General features: G+C 35.6%; 14 protein-coding genes and 2 pseudogenes. 5 read left to right on the forward strand and 11 right to left on the reverse strand.

Annotated features, from left to right (window positions below):
* Positions 1 to 310: 310 nt before the first annotated feature.
* The 7 genes and pseudogenes from QUF78_RS00080 to QUF78_RS00110 form a co-directional block, all read right to left on the reverse strand.
* Entirely contained in the window at positions 311 to 1,087 is a 777-nt protein-coding gene (locus QUF78_RS00080) for a YibE/F family protein (protein ID WP_289323148.1), read from the reverse strand.
* Positions 1,087 to 2,223, reverse strand: a complete 1,137-nt coding sequence (locus tag QUF78_RS00085; protein ID WP_483313816.1) for a YibE/F family protein — start codon at positions 2,221 to 2,223, stop codon at positions 1,087 to 1,089. Before QUF78_RS00085 ends, QUF78_RS00080 begins: the two co-directional genes overlap by 1 nt.
* Before the next feature lie 750 nt (positions 2,224 to 2,973).
* Complete coding sequence (locus tag QUF78_RS00090; protein ID WP_289323149.1) at positions 2,974 to 3,393, reverse strand: hypothetical protein; 420 nt, start codon at positions 3,391 to 3,393, stop codon at positions 2,974 to 2,976.
* A 224-nt stretch (positions 3,394 to 3,617) separates the two neighbouring features.
* Positions 3,618 to 3,782 (reverse strand): annotated as a pseudogene (locus QUF78_RS00095) (recombinase family protein); the annotation flags it as partial.
* Positions 3,783 to 4,282: 500 nt separating this feature from the next.
* A complete protein-coding gene (locus QUF78_RS00100; protein ID WP_289323151.1) occupies positions 4,283 to 4,540 on the reverse strand; it encodes a zinc ribbon domain-containing protein in 258 nt (85 codons plus the stop codon).
* Between the two features lie 238 nt (positions 4,541 to 4,778).
* Positions 4,779 to 5,264 carry a hypothetical protein gene (locus QUF78_RS00105; protein WP_289323152.1) on the reverse strand — a complete coding sequence of 162 codons (486 nt, stop codon included), beginning with the start codon at positions 5,262 to 5,264 and terminating at the stop codon, positions 4,779 to 4,781.
* A gap of 664 nt (positions 5,265 to 5,928) precedes the next feature.
* Entirely contained in the window at positions 5,929 to 7,284 is a 1,356-nt protein-coding gene (locus QUF78_RS00110) for a TrkH family potassium uptake protein (protein WP_289323153.1), read from the reverse strand.
* A 491-nt stretch (positions 7,285 to 7,775) separates the two neighbouring features.
* On the opposite strand from QUF78_RS00110, the gene QUF78_RS00115 reads away from it, so the two are divergent.
* A complete protein-coding gene (locus QUF78_RS00115; RefSeq protein ID WP_289323154.1) occupies positions 7,776 to 7,952 on the forward strand; it encodes a hypothetical protein in 177 nt (58 codons plus the stop codon).
* 147 nt (positions 7,953 to 8,099) lie between these two features.
* On the opposite strand, the gene QUF78_RS00120 is transcribed toward QUF78_RS00115, so the two are convergent.
* Complete coding sequence (locus tag QUF78_RS00120; RefSeq protein WP_289323155.1) at positions 8,100 to 8,423, reverse strand: hypothetical protein; 324 nt, start codon at positions 8,421 to 8,423, stop codon at positions 8,100 to 8,102.
* A gap of 116 nt (positions 8,424 to 8,539) precedes the next feature.
* Between QUF78_RS00120 and QUF78_RS00125 the strand changes: the two are divergent.
* Positions 8,540 to 8,995, forward strand: a pseudogene (locus tag QUF78_RS00125) (tyrosine-type recombinase/integrase); the annotation flags it as partial.
* A 1,495-nt stretch (positions 8,996 to 10,490) separates the two neighbouring features.
* Here the strand turns inward: QUF78_RS00125 and QUF78_RS00130 are convergent.
* Both QUF78_RS00130 and QUF78_RS00135 read right to left on the reverse strand, forming a co-directional pair.
* Positions 10,491 to 10,964: a hypothetical protein gene (locus tag QUF78_RS00130; protein WP_289323156.1), complete on the reverse strand. Its 474-nt coding sequence runs from the start codon at positions 10,962 to 10,964 to the stop codon at positions 10,491 to 10,493.
* Between the two features lie 58 nt (positions 10,965 to 11,022).
* A complete protein-coding gene (locus QUF78_RS00135) occupies positions 11,023 to 12,273 on the reverse strand; it encodes a ParM/StbA family protein (RefSeq protein WP_289323157.1) in 1,251 nt (416 codons plus the stop codon).
* 585 nt (positions 12,274 to 12,858) lie between these two features.
* Here QUF78_RS00135 and QUF78_RS00140 point away from each other — a divergent pair.
* Positions 12,859 to 13,761, forward strand: coding sequence for a hypothetical protein (locus tag QUF78_RS00140; RefSeq protein WP_289323158.1), 903 nt, complete (start codon positions 12,859 to 12,861; stop codon positions 13,759 to 13,761).
* 942 nt (positions 13,762 to 14,703) lie between these two features.
* Here QUF78_RS00140 and QUF78_RS00145 read toward each other — a convergent pair.
* The gene (locus QUF78_RS00145; protein ID WP_289323159.1) at positions 14,704 to 15,825 is read right to left on the reverse strand and encodes a hypothetical protein; all 1,122 of its coding nucleotides are present in this window, start codon (positions 15,823 to 15,825) and stop codon (positions 14,704 to 14,706) included.
* Positions 15,826 to 17,802: 1,977 nt separating this feature from the next.
* Here QUF78_RS00145 and QUF78_RS00150 point away from each other — a divergent pair.
* Positions 17,803 to 18,288 carry a hypothetical protein gene (locus QUF78_RS00150; RefSeq protein WP_289323160.1) on the forward strand — a complete coding sequence of 162 codons (486 nt, stop codon included), beginning with the start codon at positions 17,803 to 17,805 and terminating at the stop codon, positions 18,286 to 18,288.
* The gene (locus QUF78_RS00155; RefSeq protein WP_289323161.1) at positions 18,288 to 19,943 is read left to right on the forward strand and encodes a helix-turn-helix domain-containing protein; all 1,656 of its coding nucleotides are present in this window, start codon (positions 18,288 to 18,290) and stop codon (positions 19,941 to 19,943) included. Before QUF78_RS00150 ends, QUF78_RS00155 begins: the two co-directional genes overlap by 1 nt.
* The last annotated feature ends 79 nt before the right edge of the window (positions 19,944 to 20,022 follow it).

Raw genomic sequence — 20,022 nt, forward strand, 5'->3', positions numbered from 1 at the left:
AAAATATTTGGGTATTTTCTCCAAGGGTTTTATTGTTTATCAGAGAATTAACTTATAAAAAAAAGATAGTAAACACTGGATGTATGATTTTATAAACAGTCATACAAAAGGCCGCCAATTGGCAGCCTCATTCTTCTATCTGTATTCATATAATGGCCCTTATTGAAGGCTAGCAAAACTAAACTTACCTCCCTCCGTAAAGAGGATTAAACAGACCAGATGGATACTCTTTGCAATGCTATTAGGGAACACCATCAAGACTTATTCCTCTTATATAAATGAGTGCTTATAAGCCTGTTTGCCATGAAACCTATATAACTTTCTCTTTATTTTCTCTTGTTTTCACTAAAAAATAAGCAGTAATCAAGGCAGTTATAGGAATTATCAAGGCTACACCTGTTCCAGCACAAAATATAGTGATCATTTCAGCACTAAATATTTTTGAGTTTACGATTTCTCCAACAGAATAGGATAAATCCTTAAACCATATCAGCAATGCCAAATAGCCACCAAAGAAGGCAAAAAATAATGTATTCGTAGTTGTTCCTAAGATATCCCTCCCCATACTTAATCCAAATGTAAATAAATCTTTCTTGCTAATGGATGGATTGTGATGAAACATTTCTCGCATGGGAGATGAAATGGCCATGGCTGTATCGATAATGGCGCCAATAGTACTCATAATAATTACTGAAGCTCCAATTTTAACAAAATCTACTCCAATATATAGGGAAAAGATGCTAAGCTCTTCTATTTCTTCCTCACCAAAACCTTGTATCATCGCATTTTCAGTCACAAGAACAATAAAAAAGAGGACAATAACAATCGTGATAATAGTAGAAATGAATGCTGTTTTTGTTGTACTGTTCACTTCGTTAATAAAAAATAAATTAATATAACTAATCACCGTACATGCAATCAATGTTACGATATACGGATCATTATTTGGATTTGTCATAAAAATGATGGTGAAAAGTACCACACCAAAATTTAGAAAAAAAGCAAAAAATGAACGTGCTCCTTTTTTTCCACCTATCAAGATCATCAATATTAATAATATGAACGCTAGCAACACTAATACATTCATTATCTTTCCCTCTTTCGATTAATGAAAAAAATAGAAATATATAGACCTATCGGAATAGTTAACACGATTCCAATACCCCCAGCTAGGGCACGGGCCAACTCCAATGTAAGATTCATGGAAAGGGTAAATCCCAATGCAGAAGCATTTTTCAAATACAAAATAATCATAGGTATGGAGCCACTTATATAGGCAAAAAACAAAATATTTGTCATGGTTCCCATAATGTCTTTTCCAATCTCTAATCCTGAAGTTTTAAGTGCTTTTACTGATATGTGGTTGTTCTTTTCATATAACCCAAAAATCGAAGAAGACATGGTAATGGCTATATCCATTACGGCTCCTAAAGATCCGATAAATAACCCTGCCATAAACACCATTTTATAAGGACGAGTGACAAATTGCATTTCTTCATATCGAAGGCCTTGTTCGGAAGTTAACCACATAACAAGATAAGTAATGAACAGCGATAAAAAAGTCCCTAACAGTGTCGCAATAATAGCTGCATATGTTTTTTCATTAAAACCGTTAACCAGTAAAAGGGAAAGGACCGTAAATAGAATGATACTTATACTGCATATCAATACCAAACCAATGTCTGATGTATTCAAATAAAAATCTAATGCATATGACAACAATATGGCATTGACTGCCAAACTTATAATTGAAAACAGGCCTTGTTTTTTTCCAACGATAAGTAATGTCAAGATAAAAACCCATGCTACAATCAACACAAATTTATCACGCTTTACGTCTTTTATGGTTCCAGTTAACTCTGAATTTTCTTCTGTCTTCGTATCAATCGAAACAAATAAATCATTTCCAACTCGATATTCTTGATCATAAGCTCCGGATGAGGAATATTCATTCTTTAAATGAATAAGTTTTCCTTTTTCTTCTCCATTTTGTAATTCGGCTATTATACTCTGGGTAAATAGTCGATCTTCATTTTGATACATATCATTCAATTCAGTTGTATTTTCCAGATTTGTTTTGATGACTTTGGCTATTGGAAGTTCATAGAATGAATAATTGTGATTAACAAAGAAAACAGAGGCGACAAAACAAAGTGCTATGATGGCGTACAAAGAAACATGCTTGTAACCCATTTTTTTAAATTTATTTACGATAACATTCAAAACAAAACCTCCAAAATATCGGGTGGGCAATAAAGGCAGGAAAGAGCCAGAATTGACTGACTCCCCCCTTCCTTACTAGTATTTGATTTTTTTATCTTATCATGAATAGAATTTAATTTGCGAAATAATAAAATTCCAATGATTAACCATGGGGATGTTTCTTTTCGGTTTTGAAAGTATGATAATTGTAATTTTCGTGAAATCAGAACATTGATTTCATTGGCTTTTTATGATTTTTTCTTTTTGCTAAAAAAAAAAAAATCGCACATTCAAACAAGGTTTTAAAGGGGGAAGGAGCCGGGTTTAGAATGAAGAAAGAAAGGTCGATCAAGATGACTAACCAAAAAATCTGCAGCCAATTCGTGTTCAGCAGCAGTTAGAAGATAATAGGTGTATCAAATTAGTTCTGTGTCGTCAGGGCTAAAAATTTAACTTAGTGGTGAGAACACTAGGTTATAGGAGAAGTCATTTCCGTTAGTGCCTGAGAAACACTAACATATGGGAATGTCTTTTTTGTTGTCCGTTCATATTAAGTTATCATAATTTTTACTCTATCAGTATGGTAAAGCAACTATAAATTGACTAGGTTCTACAAGGTTCTGAATGGTTTACTCTATACCGTAAAAAGTAAAAACGCCCAGCCCATTACAGGCTAAGCAGGTTCCATTTTGATATTATCGGTAATGAAAGAGGTTGGGTACCCAACCTCTTTTTTTTGCGTGACATAAGATCCGTTAGATATAATCTAAGTTAATCTTCATCTACTTCGATAAAATCTTCATGTTTAAAAATCATTGACACAGTTGGACGTCCATCATTACCACCGAAAAATGCCACTTCAATGCCTTCTGCTTCTTCATCTGTATCACCTTCAATGGTTACACGAAGCCAGTTACCACCTTGGAAAGTAGCTGGACCAGTATCTATTCTTATTATCGTGAAGTGTTCTGAGAGTAGACTTACTTGTAGTCGGTTGAAACCTGGAATTACAGTTTCTGGAGCAGTAGTTGGGAATACAACATCTGGCAACCGTTCAACTGTTACACGAACAGTTTTAGTTTCATCAGTGGGCTTTTTAAGTCCGATTAGTAAACGATCTACAGGTAGATTACTAGTACCGTCAATAAATAATGGTACAGCAAATGGACCTGATGTAATAATGTTACTCATTTATTAATTCCCCCTTTTCTCTTTGTTAATATAGTTTATCGATTATCTAGGGTGAACCGGACAAACTGTTCAAGTCAATCAACTATTTTTTCTCATTTCATCTAGTATCAGTTATCTTCTTAGACACAATCCAATCACCTACAAAATAGAGTTCATAATGTCCATATGACTTGTATCAGAATGCTTATCATTGTAAATACGCATTTTCCTGATACTACCCCCTATTAAAGACTCGCCTCTTTCGCTTTAGCGTAAATAGTGGAAAGTGGAACGCCTGTCATTTTAGCTATCTCATTTACACTTAATCCATTAGATTCTCTTTCTTGATACAGCTTCAAAGCCTTTTTAACGTCCTTCTCGTCCTTTCCTTTACGGCCCATATGAGTTCCTTTAGAAATGTTCTTGTCTTTACTCTTTTGTTGTTTACACTTGGTACTCCGTACATATTGAATTCCTAAACGTATACATTATTCAATGGGTATCTACAAACCACCACTTTGTGTATATATTAAATTAAAATATTCTAGCGAGGTCTATTCCTAAATATATATAATTTATTTGTCACTATTATAATTGTTAGGGAAAATAACACTTTTGATAGTAAGAAAATGACCAAGCATATTTCCTGAATTTATCAGAACCTTTTTTTAAATTCATTGAAACAATAGCTTAAACATAATAATATCTCATTTTGATAAAGACAATAAAGTCGTTTCAGATTTGAAAAACTAAGGGCAATACTACAATTCGTAAGTAGTATTGCCCTTAAATTCGTATATTTATCGTTTAATAAAAACGGGAATGTTTCAAAAATACAAAGAAGATACTTTTAAAATCTAGTATCTCCTTTTTTCAGGTGGGAGATGCATGTTGGATTTCTAGTAGTTGTCTACTTCCATCGCACTAACTTTGGAATTCCTCTAGTGAAAAATTTAGCAATAAATTTAGGCATTTTCATATTCTTCATCAAATGATTTTGAACAAATTCTTGCATTTCTATCGCAGTAATATTTTGAGTAAATTCACCATTTACATAACAATGACTACAATATTTAGTACTTTTACTACCGTCATTTTCAGTTCCTCCACCTAATTCATCTTTAGAAAGCGGCATTCCACAACTCTGACATGTTTTATATGGCTTCATTATAAATTCTCCTACTAATGGTATTCTAAAAACAAATTATCTAACTAAACAAAAGATAATTTCAACTTCATTTCTAAGATCTGTGATGGTAATGCCCGTACCTTTATTTGCATGTCACGATTTGAACTATTTAAGACAATAAAAAATATCAAGTTGCACTCTGCAAATGTTACGATCAATGCAAATGGTACGAATCCACTGTAACAGGGCAAGTTAGTTGAACTAATGACAATGGTTGCTAATTTAGTTCTTCTTGTTTCGCCTTAATCATTGAAGTGATTTTCTCCCTATACTTCTCATTCGTGAAAATTTCCAGCGTAGTCGTTGAGTGTAGTTTTGCATGTCTAGAAAAATTAGTAGACACCAGCCATCGACCACAATATGGACATGGAAGCTGTCCATTTACCTGCCATTGTGTCGTTATGAATCTATTTGTATTTGAATTACTTCTTCTTGCGACCACTTTGACTACTTCCGTATCCATTTCGACTACATCATCATTCATTTTGTATTCATCCGAAGTTGCAAGTTCTTCTGATACTCTCACTTTCCCACTCATTTCACGCTCTACTAGTAGACAAACAGCTTCACTGATAGATAGACCGAGTTCGGCGCAATAACCTTTAAAATCATAGTACAAGCTTTCTGGAAGGCGTGCGGTTAATACTTCTGTCTTTTCTTTTCTTCTCCGATTCCGTGCGAATTGTTCTAAGTATGTTGTCATCTAATCCCCTCCTAAACCTCTTACTGATTTTATTCGGTATACATCATCCTATTACCTTCACATCACCATGTATTCAACTCATGGCTATACAAATCCTTATGTAGTCTTATAGATATATAAACAAATATACAAACGTTGGTAATTTAGTAAATGTTTCGTATTCTGCTAAATACGGTTTCACATCCTGTTTGTTAGGCTGTGAAACCGGCCTTCGTGGCTTAAGTTGACCACGAAGTAGATCCTGGACCTCAAAGGCAAACAAAACAAGATTCTCCGAGTCAAGGAAGGCAAAACGCAAAAAATCCGCGACATGTATATCGCGAATTGCTTCCAGGAAGTCTATGACTATGCTAAAAATGTCCAGAGTCCCTATTTGGGAGAACACCCCATTAGGCTTTCCTTATATATCACGGAACTACCCAGATCTATTTGTCACAACCTATAAGAATTTCGTCCAGGACGTCCGTAAAAGTCTATAAAAGCCCGCGGGCGTATAACAGCTGTTTTGAGAAGAAACTCCACCGTTCCCAAAAAGTCTACTTTTAAATATAAGTGGAGGATGGTTGAAGAAGAAAAGGATTTTCAATACAATTATTGCACTTTTGTATGTTGATTACCGTTTTTATCCTTTATTATTGGATTACCTTTGCAGTAGTACATTTTTTTACCCTATAATGATGCGCTCTTTGGGATAGTGATACGCATGTTTAACTGGCTTGCCTCCCATACTGAATAAGAAGGTAAACATCCCGATTTTCCCTATAAACATTAAAATCATGATTACGACCTTCCCAGCAGTACTCAATTCCGGTGTAATGCCAAGCGAAAGGCCTACAGTGCCAAAAGCAGAGGAAACTTCGAATAAAATTTCCATTAGGGAAAAGGCAGATTCAATGCATGTAAGAATGACTACTGCCACACTGCACAGAATCATACCTGTTGTGAAAACGATGAATGACTTGATGATATCTTCCTCATCGATCTCCCTTTTGAATATTTTTATTGTTCTGTTCCCTTTCGCATAGTTGTAAATGGTAAGCAGCATCACAGCAAACGTGGTGGTTCTTATCCCACCCCCAGCACTGCTGGGGGATGCCCCTATGAACATAAAAATACTCAGTAACAAAAGGGTAGGTACTGAAAATTGGTTGATGTCGCTGATCGCCATTCCGCCAGTCCTTGAAGATATCGAATAAAACAAAGAATGGACAAAGGATTGATGCCAAGTCTTTTCTGAATAGAAATGACTGTACTGAAACAGATTGATAAAAATGGCTCCAATTACGATCAGTATGAAAAAAGTTACGGTTGTAATTTTTGTGAACAAGGTGAACTGAAATGGCATCTTTCCCTTATGCCTGAGCCACTGACTTACCTCCATTAAAACCGGAAAACCAAGGGATCCGATAATAAAGAGTACTATATTAAGGGTCAGGACAAAATAATCGTCTGCGAACGGAATCAGTGATTTTCCTGTGATATCAAAACCAGCATTTGTCGTAGCAGACACAGAGGCGAAGAAACCCTGCAAATAAGCCTCTTGCCATGTTGGGAAATACTTCAAAAAATATGTATCGAATACAACAGCCCCTAATAGCTCAATCATGACAAAGAAAAAGAAGATCATTCGTATGAACCGAACAATCCCGGAAAAAGTGGGGCTGTTTTGTTCTGTTGTCATAAGTATTCTTGCCCTGAGTCCTATTTTCTTTCCTGATGCAATCCATAGTATTGTTCCGAAAGCCATGATCCCAATTCCACCAAACTGGAGGATGATTGCAAAAATAAACGTACCGGGAACACTAAGCAGCTGGCTTACATCTGCCGGAGATAATCCTGTTACAGTTACCGCACTAATAGAAATGAATACTCCATCAATAAATGAGAGCTCTGCATTCTGCTTTTGAGTAATAGGTAGCAGCAATAAAATGGTTGAAACCACTACAGCTACTAGGTAATAAAAAACAATTATTTGAGCAGCAGATAGCTTTTTTGTTAAGTTCTCTATTTTACTATTCATTTCTCTCCAACTTCTATATGTTTTTTGACAAACTTATACCTAATTTTGTATTAACGTATCATTGCACAATTTCAACTAATAATAATTTGTCCATTAAATTAAGAAAATAAACTAAACTACCCCGTTGAAGAAGACCTCAAAGGATGAATTTTAGGAAGTAGCTAAAAAAGCCAAACCCATGTGTATCAGGGGTTTGGTTCTTAGTCGTTTTTTATCGTATATTCAGGATTTTATACAACCTTGATGTAGCAAGGGTTTGCTAGATGATCAATAAAAAGCCCTAGATTAACCACTAGAGCTTTTTCTATTTCAACTTTATTTATCTAATTATGAAAGCTGTAGGTTCGTAAAAGTGTACTTTACGGTAGCAACAATGCTATTGTTTTTTAGTGCTCCTTCTTCAACAAACTGGGCAGTTTAGTTGAAAAAAATGTATTATTTTTCTTAGATAGGAAAAAATATAAAACTAAACCGTGAGAAGGAGGAAACAAATGGAAGTAAATATGAGTGTTGAAGAAGTCGTGAATCAAATTTCTCAATTAGTACAAAAAGAAGGGCAGCCACTTAGGAAGAAACAGGTAAAGAAGTCAGATCCAGAGTTAATGAAAAATGCATTGTATTATTTTCCTAGTTGGGAGAATGCAGTAGAACATAGCGTTGGATCTTAACCATTAACCGATACATAAAACATGTATTTTCCAAATTGGTGTTATAATCTTTTCGACTTTGTAAAAAATATGTTAAATCTAACCACAGAAGCTGTCTGACACGAAAGGGTAGCTTCTGTGGTTTTTATTTTAGTTTTTCCTTTATTCCTATTTATAACGCTCTATGAAGTCTACTAAAGCAATCTCCAAAGCATTTCCCTTATCCATTCGAACAAGTTCCACGATTTCATCAAACTGTTGCCAGACTTGATCACTCACTTTATAAGCCCGCGGATCCTTGTAGCTTTTGGATTTAGTTCTATCTTCATCCTGATAATTTTTCGTCTTGTTATCAATGAGGATACCGGTAGATTCTTTGATTCTACGACGTAAGGTATCTTTACTGACTCCGTACGAGGTGGCTATATCAAGAGGACTTTCTTCCTTTTCATTGACTCTTTCAATAATTTCTTGAAGCAAAACAGGTTTCATGATTTCTTCCTCCTCTTCAGGCATGTCATGGAAAGCACGTCGACGTGTCTCCTATGGTGCGGATGTGCCTTTGGCGTGTTATTCGATACACGGGCGTGTCACCTGCGTGTCTTATCTGCGAGACCGGCCTACGTGTCGGGGACCTACTCAAGCTCACCACGAAGCAGATCCTGGATCTCAAAGGTAAACAAAACAAGATTCTCCGGGTCAAGGAAGGTAAAACGCAAAAAATCCGCGACATGTATATCGCGAATTGCTTTCAAGAGGTCTATGATTATGCCGAAAACGTCCAGAGTCCCTATTTATTTCCGTCCAGGAAGGGAGAACGCCCCATTTACCCCTACTCAGGCCTACCGGCGGCTAAATAAGGCTGCAGAGTTCGCTGGCGTGGAACATGTCGGCAACCATACTTTGCGAAAAACGTTTGGCTATTGGTTTTATAAAGCCAGAAGGCTATTGCCATGCTGCAACGGATTCTAAATCATTCTCATCCATCCGTTACCCTGCGTTATATCGGCATTACGGAAGAAGAAACGAACAACGTATTGAAACATTTTAGTGTTTTTCACTAATCCATCTTCTTTATTTTCTTCAAGTAATTTTTATTCATTTTGATGCAATAAGAACGTTACTATAAGAAAAATAGTCAGTCCAATATCAGCCCACTTGAGAAAAATCAGGTGGGGCTGATGTGGGGCTTAAATGATAATTAAAAAACAGTTATTTAGTGATATCACTATATGTTAATCAATGTCCCCTTCACGTCCCCTATTTGGATACCCTGAATAGTAGATTCATTAGTTGGGGAATATACATATAGATGATCTTCTCAAATTAGTTTGTAAAGCAAATGGCCTCTGTTCCCCGCCTATTTCCCAAGGTTGGTTGCAGGGGTATTCTTATGCCAAAGCAAATTAAGAACAATGTGAATAAAAAATACAACCAGTGGCATAGTAATAAATAACTTAAGGTTAAATCAATAAAACGCAACTATTGCCAATGCCCTTGTATCAGCCTAAAAAGTTGGTACAGGGGTATTTTTCGTTATAGTACTTGATGGAGTTTATACTCTTTAATCGTGCCAGAACTTGCCCGTCTAATTTATCCAACTCTTCGTCCATCGTATCAAAACGCGTATCATTAATATCCCACCGAACAGGAATTATTAAATAAACCCCTTGGGATCCAAGGGGTTTGGTGTCTTTCACTTTTATTGTTTATGTATGATTTTATTCAGCTAAAAAAGGATAGTTTTCTCTAAGTCCTCTTCCGGTATCGGCCCCGCCTACGCCAGATACTATGACAGCCACACATGCCATCCAACCCTTTTTCATTATAACAGAAAGCGCTTACATTTCCAAGGATTACTAGAAAACATCTTTGGACTTCTTATTCTACGATTTAGTGTTGCATGATTGTTCCCTATTAGTAGTTTCTCATCTTCAATTATACAGAACCCTTATGATTTAGGTATTCAAGTGAGATACCCCTTCTTAATGCTGTTTGTTCCATTAATCTAATTTCATGATACATAGCATCAGTCAAGATTCCTTTTTCAATGTTCTTATTTATTTCAAAATAAAACCCAGCCAATAATTCTACCGGTAATTAAATCGTAAAGGGAACTTTTTTCTTTCACTATAAATCACCTCCTAATTAGACCATACAAAAAACTAGCACAAATTGAAAGAATTTTCTACAAAATAATACATGATAACTAAATGTAACCATACATAAATAGATACCTCTAGTAAACGTCACAGTTTGAGTAAACCCTACACTAAGATAACTTCAAAAAGAGCATAAGGAAAAACTAACCCCCTATTGTAACAGGTGCAAATTTTGAAGGTTCTTAAAACCCTTTTAAAACGACCATTTTTCCGTTTTTACTTTTTTATTAGTTTATAATACTCAAAGAAATTTTAAACACCTATAAAGGCCAATCCACTCACTGGAACCCTCAAATGCCTATAATTCCTAATTTAAGTGTGAGTAAGAATAAAAAAAGAGGCTAATTCAACACCTTAGCCTCTTAAGTATAATAGTGCGATAATTCAAAGGGTCCATTTATCCCCTTAAATTGGTCATCTTCCCCAACTTCAATAGTTTAGAAAGGGCTTCGTTAGATTGACCCTTACCTTCATCAGTATCTTCTTCAGGATTCACTTGCCCTTCAGATAGACTAATTGGTGAGGAAGCTAGCTTACTTTTCTGGGATACCGGCTGCACCATTTGTTGGGCAAGCGCCGCCCCTTCGGGATTCCCGACAATTAAAGAAACGATATTATAAAGAATCTTCTGCCCTTCCTCTGTTTTCAAAATTGCTAATTGTTCATTCGCAAAGGCGTCCATTGGAAGGTAAATACCTTGTTCCTTATATGATCCATTCCGAACCTTTAATCCATCTTCAATAAGCGCGCTGATAAGTTCATTTCTGCTTTTAAAGCTGTCTGCCAACTCATTAAATTCATTAGCCCATTTTATCGAAGTTTTTGGGGTATATTGAATACCTCGACCTGGAGTGATTTTTCTATTGGACAACGTTACCACCACCTTGTATCACAACTAAATGAAGATGTTGCTCTCATTTCTTTAATTTTCAAGCTTCAATAGATTGCTTTTCAATTTCAGCAATAATATTTTTCAAGAGATATGCCTTACTAGTAAAGAAACTGGCTTGATCTATATTCGGAGGAAATAGACAATCTTCATCTTTAAGTTCAGCTAAGTATTGATAGGCGAAGAGAAGTCCTCCCCCAACAATAATCATTTGCCCAACGTTTGTATCAACAAAATACCGGATGACTTTATCTTTCACTTCTTCGGCATATTCTTTCGTGTATTTATCAACAATCTTTGTGATATCTGCTGTTTTGGACTGCCATGTCGCTTTAAAAACAGGAGAATATTTAGGTTTTATAATCATTTTATCGATTTCTGGCTTAATGAACTTCCTCATGAATTCTTCACGTGTAAAAGAAATCTTAGGTGTTTTACCCACCCTTTCAAAACGGCTCCGTATGCTGTCAAATCCCTTTAGTTCTGCTGCTTCTTTCATAATTAAATCAATATATTTATTTGTACCTATCAGATGATTTGTGGATTTAGTTGAATTTAAACCATTTTCATCATATAGAGCTAAATCCAATGTTCCGGCTCCTAAATCAGCTATGGCAAACTCGTCATGGATTTGTGATGAAAATTCGGTTTCCACCACTTCCCCATCTACTAAATCAAAGGCCAATGCCAAGTAGCTCGTTACGCCTTCCACATTAAGCTGAACATCCGTAATGTTAAGGGTTATGGTTTTTCCTTTATAAGGCCCTTTTATTGCTGTAATTTCATGCTCACCCATATACAAGTTTATTTTTTCCGAAGACGCCTGTTTGGCCTCTTCTATTGGAAGTCCAAAACTCAATGGTACGTCTACCTTATCGGTCTTACCCGACTTCCAAGCTGCTAAGGCTAATCCAGCTAAAGTTGTTACTACATGGATTTCATTCCCTAATTTATCTCTTGCATCACTACTGGTTTCTCTTAAATTATTTTTGTCATTCGTTGAAATTTGAGCATATTCCCCTACTGTATAATAAGCATTTGTTCGATTCTTAGGTAAGGCTTTACTTTTTATATGTAAATGAAGAATCATATCATCGGGAAAAGATTTATCTGAGCTCTCATCTGGCATATCTTCGGCAGTAGTTTCAGCGTTTTCCCCGATTATACTCGCGATATTTATTGAAACAACATTTCCATTTTGATCGATATATGTAATTTTATTAGAAATGTTCCCACTATCTACTCCTGCGATTAAATAATCCTCTTTAAATAAAAAATCAAGTTTTGTCATGATTTTCCTCCTTTGGACTAATCTAGTTTAGTCTATTCTACTTATATCCAATATATAGAGATTTTTCATTAAAGTCAATAATAAGTTAGCGCTAGATTAGCGTTATCGGTACTCTAGCGCTAATCTCACATCGATAAACTAGCGCTATCTAGATCTTAATCTAGATATTAACTCAAAACCATTAAATATTTGGTTAATGCCCATTAAGTATTTGGCGATAAGTTGTCGTTATCGGTGTTTTAACTACCTTTTCCAAACTATATACCCCCGCAAATTATTGCTAAATGTTTTTATGCCGCAGTTGTTTATCGTTAAATTGACGTTATCGGTGTTTTAACTTAATTTACAAAGAAGAAATTCACTTATTAATCTAGACTAATCTAGTTTATTCATTTAATACTTTTTAAAATAAACTAGATTAGATTAGTTTATGTTGAATTCACTTCTTTTTTTATATTAAAGCCAGCAAACGTAGTTGATTAGTCTTTATCTAGTAGGTAAACTATAGATATAGATAAATTGACGCTTAGCGATAGGTAGATAAAAATAAGCTATAGTTAAACTAGCGTTAAGAGGAGGGTTATCGTGACAAATAGAGTCCAGGCTAATAAGGATTTCATTAAAGAAACACTTCGTGACGATGCATTATATACTTCGTTGGTGCTTGATAAGGAATATAGTAGCAATCTATTTAAGAAAGATATATTAGAGTTAGATCCCAATGCCATGTATTCAACTACTGATTGTTCCGATAAAATCTTTCATATAGCTAATTCAACCCTAAGGTATTACGTCAGGATGCTAGAGGGATACTTAGAGATATATGTAGAGGGCAGAAAAAAACGATTGCCGTACCTCAGCGTTTTTAAAATCCATATGACTTTACTGGCAATTGAGAGGGGCGAAACAATCTCTGATATCCAAGTTAAGTTATCGCTAAAATCGATTCCTCAACAAAATGGCGGGAAAGCAAAAGGGAGTAAATATAATGAAGAAACCTTAGATCAATTATTCTCTGAATTTGATAGAAGGCAGAATGTAATGATGAGAACCTTTACTCTACAAAATACGATCAATCTAATTGAAGTGGAGTTGCTAAGACGGAGAACGGGAATAGCTGATAGGCAAAGACAAATTGAAGTTATTGAAGAAAAGATTAAAAATCATCGGTTAAATCGCAAAATGGATCGACAAGCAGCGAATGTGTTACGTAAAAGTTTGGAACAAAAGAAAAATACAGGTTTTTTCTCATTTTTTGCAAAAAAAAATACAGAAGACACCTTGAATTTAGAAGCTGAAATACTGGTGGATGAACGAGACATTAAAGCTGACCATATAGAAGTGGAGTTTCTTGAAGAAATTGAAACACTAAGGAAGAAGATTAGCCAAATTGAAGAAGAGTCACTCGCTTTAGAGAAAAGGTTAAAATCTGAAACAGCACTTCTAACAAATGAAAGTAAAGTTCTAGAACAAACCATGGAAGATTAATGGTTCCTTTTTATTAGTTTCTGGTCCAAGTGTTAGAGAAAAAAATTGGCTGTTCCTAAACTTTTAGCACTTTATCGCAAAATGACTTTTTTACATTTCATCGTTCTGTCCTTTTTCTTAATGAAGATCAAGGATGGTCTATGGCTTTTCATTGCCTCTCTATACATTTATAGCAAGTAAGAGGGGAAAGGGAAGACCTTACCCCTTAATAACGTTGAATTGAAAAGGATACAAGTTTATGGCCCCATCTAAGGGGGCCTAAACTTGTATCCTTTTGATGGTTTAGAACTAGAATATTGGTAAAATCGATTTTCGTGAACGGTTCTCTAGAATGGGGTTCGTTTCACCGCTTAGCATCTATATTCTGGATATCTATTGGCGATTGTATAAAGATATTAGAATAAGCCATAAATTAAATATGTAATCTTTTAAAAGACAGTTTATTTAGATTTATATTTCTTCATATTAATCTAATATTTAATTGTTCTGTTAGAAGGGATTTACTCGTAAATAAACAAATTTAATAAAAAAGCATATTTAATAAGAGAAAACAAATTTAATAAAAGAAACAGAACTAATAGGCAATTTTCAATTGTTAGGTATATCCCTTGAGGCACAAGAGTTCTAGCCATTCTTAAGTGTTGCTAGAACAGAGTTTCCACGTTCCCACATATAGAATGCAAAAGAAGTCACATTTACACAGGCCTTTTTTTAAACTATTCACAAATACACAGTATCATATTTATAATATCCACTATTACACAAGGCAACATTCGGAAACAAATAGACGTAAAAAAAAATCCTTCTCAATAAATCTGCCAAAAACTGTTGCAGATGTGGGAAGGAAAGACTTTTGTTATAAGTAAATGCTTTTCTGCTTTTTTGGAGTAAATTCGAATAGCCCTGTGAATATCCTATTTTTTCACACGGCTGGTTAAGCTATTAAATTACACCGTGCAGCTCTGGCGTTTGGCCGGTTTTGGTGTATTCTTTGATTTTGGCTTCATGGATTAATTCATAAGGAATCTTTTTTAAGGCCCCAGGAAGGTACTTTCTAAAGGCCATTCTGAAAAAGGCGCCAATCGAGTAGAAATGGAAAGACCCTTTTCGTTGTTTTTCTGTATGTATATGAATTCCTATCTGATCCATTGTTTGTAAAAAGAAATTTTTTATGAATCGATCACGTATGGTGAAGCTTTCATAGTCCTCATCCATAAGATAGTTCAGTTTATTCATTACTTCCTGTTTATAGGAAATCATGACATCGATTTGGTCCCTTGGTTTAAATTTAATTTGATGCCCATCAAAGAAGTAGGTGAGCTCCTTGGATAGTTTCGACATGAGTGAGTTGACATTGAATTCATCCGTGTTTTCTTCCACACATTCCGGCTTCAAGGAAAAGGAGGCTTTTTTTATCCATATTTGCTTGCCACGAATCTCCACCCCTGTAAATTCGATGGAAAATAGAGCTTCTAAAACGCTTAAAGTTTTACGAACCCCTTTTGCATTTTTGTTTAGTTGAAGTTTAAGTGTCTTCATAGTCCGTTCTTGTTTGATTTTCTCCATTTCACCTGTCTTGCTGAAAGACAGACCAGTCCGGAACTGGTTTAGTAAGGATAAGAGAAGTTCAATTCCTTCCGGGTTGGAGGTACGTACGAATTCTGCTAAAATATTCGTTTCAAAAAGGGCATGCGGTATGATTAGGTAGTTGAGGGATACACCATTAAGTTCAGGTGTATTATACTTTTCAACATCTTTTAACACGATAACAGGTAACCCTTCGTGGATTTCCTCTTTCACAAAATGATGATCTTCTAAGAACTTTCTTCCTCCCCATAGGGTAGAATAAGAAATTCCAAGTTTCTTTGCCCAGTAAGAAAGGTTATATTCCTTAAGCATGCCTCGTTGGTTTTGTTCTACGTGTAATTGATTTAGCATGGTCATATATACGACATAGGCAGAAGCAGGAGGGCGCTCAAATGACTGATCACGAAGAAAATGGAATTCTTTTAAGATAGCGTGATGCATTCTAAAACCATGGATTCTTATTCTAGATTCTTTCATTTTTTGGCACTCCTCTCGCCTATTTTTCTAGTTTAAATTATAGCAGAATGGAAAAACAGGAAATGGTGTCCTTTATTAAGGGATTTTCAAAGTTGCACAACGGGTGCTCATCCCTTGGGGGGCAAGGGGTTGAAAAAAACTCTAAAAAATTTTGTGTGAGAGCAAACGTCATTTTTTCACAACGTTTGTGCATGGTGTGAAAGGAAACGTCATGGATTTATAGGGGAGGGGATTCGGAAAAACGTTGATATATCAATGTTTTTATAAAATAGCCCATCCAAAAATGGGCATGAATAAAAAAACTTGCACAGAAATGTGTGCAAGTTTGTGTGAGAGCAAACGTCATTTTAATCATTTTAGAACAAAAAGAGATTAATTTGGCACTATTTTGAGTGGTGTTCTAAATTTTGGCTGAAATTTTTGTTGGTAATGTAGGGGTGTAAAAGGATGTTTATCAAAATGCATTTAAAAATTTCAGATTAAATATAGGGAATTGTGCACATTGTGAAAGGAAACGTCAAACGGGAAAAAGTTGCACAGCTTATTATGGATGTATGAAATGTGCAAGCTGATTCGAGTTTATAAGATGTTTTGTTAACGGGAGATAAACCTGTATCCCCTTATCATTGTGCGCATTGTGAGAGCAAACGTCATATCGAAAAGAATAGATGCAAACCCATATAATGGTGTGCGCACTGTGAGAGGAAATGTCAAAAAAAATGAAAGAATAGATGTAATCTCATATAATGGTGTGCGCATTGTGAGAGGAAACGTCAAATGAAAGAATAGTTGCAATCCCATATAATGGTGTGCGCATTGTGAGAGGAAACGTCAAATGAAAGAATAGATGCAATTCCATATAAAGGTGTGCACATTGTGAGAGGAAACGTCAAATGAAAGAATAGATGTAAACCATATAAAGGTGTGCACATTGAAAAAGGAAACGTCCCTTAAATGATAGAGTTGAAAGAAATGCTGATATAACCGTATTTTCATCAAAAAACTGATCATCTATAATGGAACGAAAATTTAAAAACTTCCACAACAACGTGTGCAAGTATCCGGTCATGTTCCCTTTTATTGAACAGAAGGAAATAAAAATTCACGTAAGGATTTGGTTGTAACTTTTATATTTATTTTGCACGAATAACAAACCGTGTACAATTGCTGTTGCTTAATCAAGATTATATCTACTTTTTTTTTTGTTTGACAAGACCTCAAAAAGATTATGCAAATAGGAAATACCTCGTATTTGCTCAACTAACACATTATCAATGTTTTGAAGAGAGTTAAGGGCAATTTCCTTAGCATAGGCAGGATTTGTAGATCCATTTAATAATTTATGGTGGATTAAGTCTCTAAATGAATAAGGGAACGGCATTTTCCCCCAATATTAAAAGCCCAATCTCTAGCTTACAACACTGAGAATTTAGACTTTAGTTAATTCACAAACGCGCGCCCTATAATGCATAACAATTAGCTGTTATTGTTCAATAGCTCCTTTACGCATTATCAATTATTGATACAAAAGGACTTTTCTAGTTATGAGTCACAAACAGTTATTTTAGATTGATTAATAGGCTATTTACTGACCGTATTCACTGCAGAAGTTGCACAAAATCAGCTTAGTGATTGGACGTAAATAATAGCGAAACCCAACTAATCTTCTCTTGTGAAGGTAGCTGGGTTTTAAAGTGGGATGTGCAAAATAGCACCGAAAGTTATAGATTTTAGTGAAAAGAAAATCCATACAAAGAGACTTGTGCATATTGTGAGAGGAAACGTCAAAGTGAAAACATGATAAGCTGTCAAGATGCCCAGCAATAGAGTTAGGCTGGTACAGAGAAGAAGTTTATGGTGCATATTGTGAAAGCAAACGTCAAAACTAAAAGAAGTTGCTCTTTTAAAGCGTATGTTGACAAAAGCAACACTGCTCACTCATAATTACCATATTACTAGATTAAAAGGGGAACAGATATGGATTTTTTAGTTGGAGTTAAAGAGGTGGGGGAAATTCTCGGATGGGATCGGAGAAAGGTTTCCACCTATCAACTGCGTGGCGTGCTTCCTAAACCAGTGGTCCATTTATATAGTGGCCCCATTTGGTTTCGAAAACAAATCGAATTTTATAAAGCTGGGAAAGATTTTAGTGTCAGGACTTATTATATAAAAGGGGAGATGGTCTATGAATGTACGCATAATCAACCTTTTAAAGATACCAGCTATTCCCCTAACGACATCAAAGAACAGATGGGAAATTTTATCCTTTATCAGGAAAAGGACGTCCAACAGTTGAAAAATGCCATCCTGGAAAAAAAACCGATTGTTCAGTTTCTTTCTTTTGAGTCAATTAGCATTCTGCATGATTTGGGTATTTTGGAAACAGTGGTTTTTCAAGATTACATCCAACAGTACGCAATTGAATACCAAGAGTCAATAAAAGAAGGGTGGGTTAAAGAATAATGATACAAACCCTGCAAACTAAATTTTTGAATGTCATGAAAACGGTTTTTCCAGATTATCCTCAAATCTATGTTGATTGGAAAATGGATATCAATCATCTTATGTCAGGTCAAGATGATTACCAGCCTAGCCAAACATTAAAAGCATTTTTTGTGATTTTGGATAGCTTGGTGAAAGATTATGAATTGAAATTCGAGAATATGGAACAATGGGTCGATGATTACATAGAAGAAATTAGAAATTTTGTACTTCCATACATACAGACAGTAGAAGAAGAGAATTCACCCAGTTCTCCAAAGTCTAACAACAGGGAAGTGATAAATGCCCTGTTGAATCAAAATTTTGCCGAGTCCGGTTCGGCCTTGTTATTTCACAAATTAAGGGAGACCATCAGTAAAAATGAATTCGACATTGCTACTGAGATTCCTACTGCAAGAATTGCGGAAAGAGCGTTAGAGGCGACGGCTCAAGTTAGGGCAGAAAATGATTATCTGATGATGAAATCGAATGTAGCCATTGAACAATGGAAAAACCTCACCTCTCAAGCTATCACGTCGATGGATGACTTAACCGCAGACATTTTTGATATTGTCTCTATTCTTTGGATGCAACAGGCTACTCATAAGGACCAAATGATTCATTTCCATACAGATGACGCTTTGAATTTAAGGAGATTGCAAGGGAGGAAGGAAGATTTAGACGGCTACCAAATGTCTTACCGGAAAAAAGAGCGCGATGATATCATGAAAAGATTGGCCGCACTCACAACGATATGGATCAGAATTGAAAAAGAGAATTTGAGGTTCATCAATGAGGATCAGGGAGATTTTGAAGAAATTGGACAAGTGCAGTTCAATCCCTTGTTTTTGGTGGATAGCGTGACTGTAGCCTACCGGGGGGATAACCCGATTGGTATTTATGAATGTAGCATTCGCCCGGGGGAATTGCTTGCCAACTTCTTGTACGGTTCCCAAAGAAGCAGTGGGCTTCTTGCATTAAAGACTCTCGAATACCATCCAATTAAGCAAAAGTACCATAAACGGTTATCCAGGTACTTGTCCTGGCAATGGAGAATTCGCCAGAAGAGTGCGGATTATCTTAGGGCTTATCTTATCGGGGGAGATAAAGGTCTTTTAAAAGTCATGGATTTGGACGTGAACCCGAGATATGGTTCAAGGATTAAGGAACAATTTGAAGAAATATTGGATACTCTGCAGCAAGATGGAATAATTAAAGGTTGGAGCTATAAGGAAAACAATCTTGAGAAGCAAATAGAGCAGGAGAGAAATTGGTTCGCTAACACCTGGTTAAAGGCTCGTGTCCAAATCATCCCACCTAATGAAATCACGGGAATGGAAGATTACCAGGATTTATTATTGATTGAGGATCAGGACTATGACACAGAAAATTTATTAACTATGTTGAAGGGTATGACGGACAGGGAGGCTGTTGCAACTAGGGAGATGGTTGAAGAAAAACAGGTTTCCCCTGAGACGATTAATAAGGAAAGAATCGACCGGGGATTAAGCATTTTAGAGGCTGCTAAGGAAATGGGAATATCCCATAGTACCTTGTCCCGATATGAAAGGAATTTAATTAAGCGTCCATATACAGTCAGCTTAGATAAAATGAAAGAGTGGTTAAACGCAAAATAAGCATTTTAACAATGCTTATTTTTTTTGAAGATATTCCATCCAAACATATCATGCTCCATGAATATGGGTAGGTATATAA

It is taken from the genome of Peribacillus sp. ACCC06369, assembly GCF_030348945.1.
Taxonomy (GTDB): domain Bacteria; phylum Bacillota; class Bacilli; order Bacillales; family DSM-1321; genus Peribacillus.

What these genes read in the sequence shown, in the direction of transcription:
- QUF78_RS00135 (WP_289323157.1), bottom strand. Translation starts at nt 12,273, where the DNA reads ATGACAAAACTTGATTTTTTATTTAAAGAGGATTATTTAATCGCAGGA.
- QUF78_RS00155 (WP_289323161.1), top strand. Translation starts at nt 18,288, where the DNA reads ATGATACAAACCCTGCAAACTAAATTTTTGAATGTCATGAAAACGGTT.
- QUF78_RS00105 (WP_289323152.1), bottom strand. Translation starts at nt 5,264, where the DNA reads ATGACAACATACTTAGAACAATTCGCACGGAATCGGAGAAGAAAAGAA.
- QUF78_RS00090 (WP_289323149.1), bottom strand. Translation starts at nt 3,393, where the DNA reads ATGAGTAACATTATTACATCAGGTCCATTTGCTGTACCATTATTTATT.
- QUF78_RS00150 (WP_289323160.1), top strand. Translation starts at nt 17,803, where the DNA reads ATGGATTTTTTAGTTGGAGTTAAAGAGGTGGGGGAAATTCTCGGATGG.
- QUF78_RS00100 (WP_289323151.1), bottom strand. Translation starts at nt 4,540, where the DNA reads ATGAAGCCATATAAAACATGTCAGAGTTGTGGAATGCCGCTTTCTAAA.
- QUF78_RS00080 (WP_289323148.1), bottom strand. Translation starts at nt 1,087, where the DNA reads ATGAATGTATTAGTGTTGCTAGCGTTCATATTATTAATATTGATGATC.
- QUF78_RS00145 (WP_289323159.1), bottom strand. Translation starts at nt 15,825, where the DNA reads ATGAAAGAATCTAGAATAAGAATCCATGGTTTTAGAATGCATCACGCT.
- QUF78_RS00115 (WP_289323154.1), top strand. Translation starts at nt 7,776, where the DNA reads ATGGAAGTAAATATGAGTGTTGAAGAAGTCGTGAATCAAATTTCTCAA.
- QUF78_RS00110 (WP_289323153.1), bottom strand. Translation starts at nt 7,284, where the DNA reads ATGAATAGTAAAATAGAGAACTTAACAAAAAAGCTATCTGCTGCTCAA.
- QUF78_RS00120 (WP_289323155.1), bottom strand. Translation starts at nt 8,423, where the DNA reads ATGAAACCTGTTTTGCTTCAAGAAATTATTGAAAGAGTCAATGAAAAG.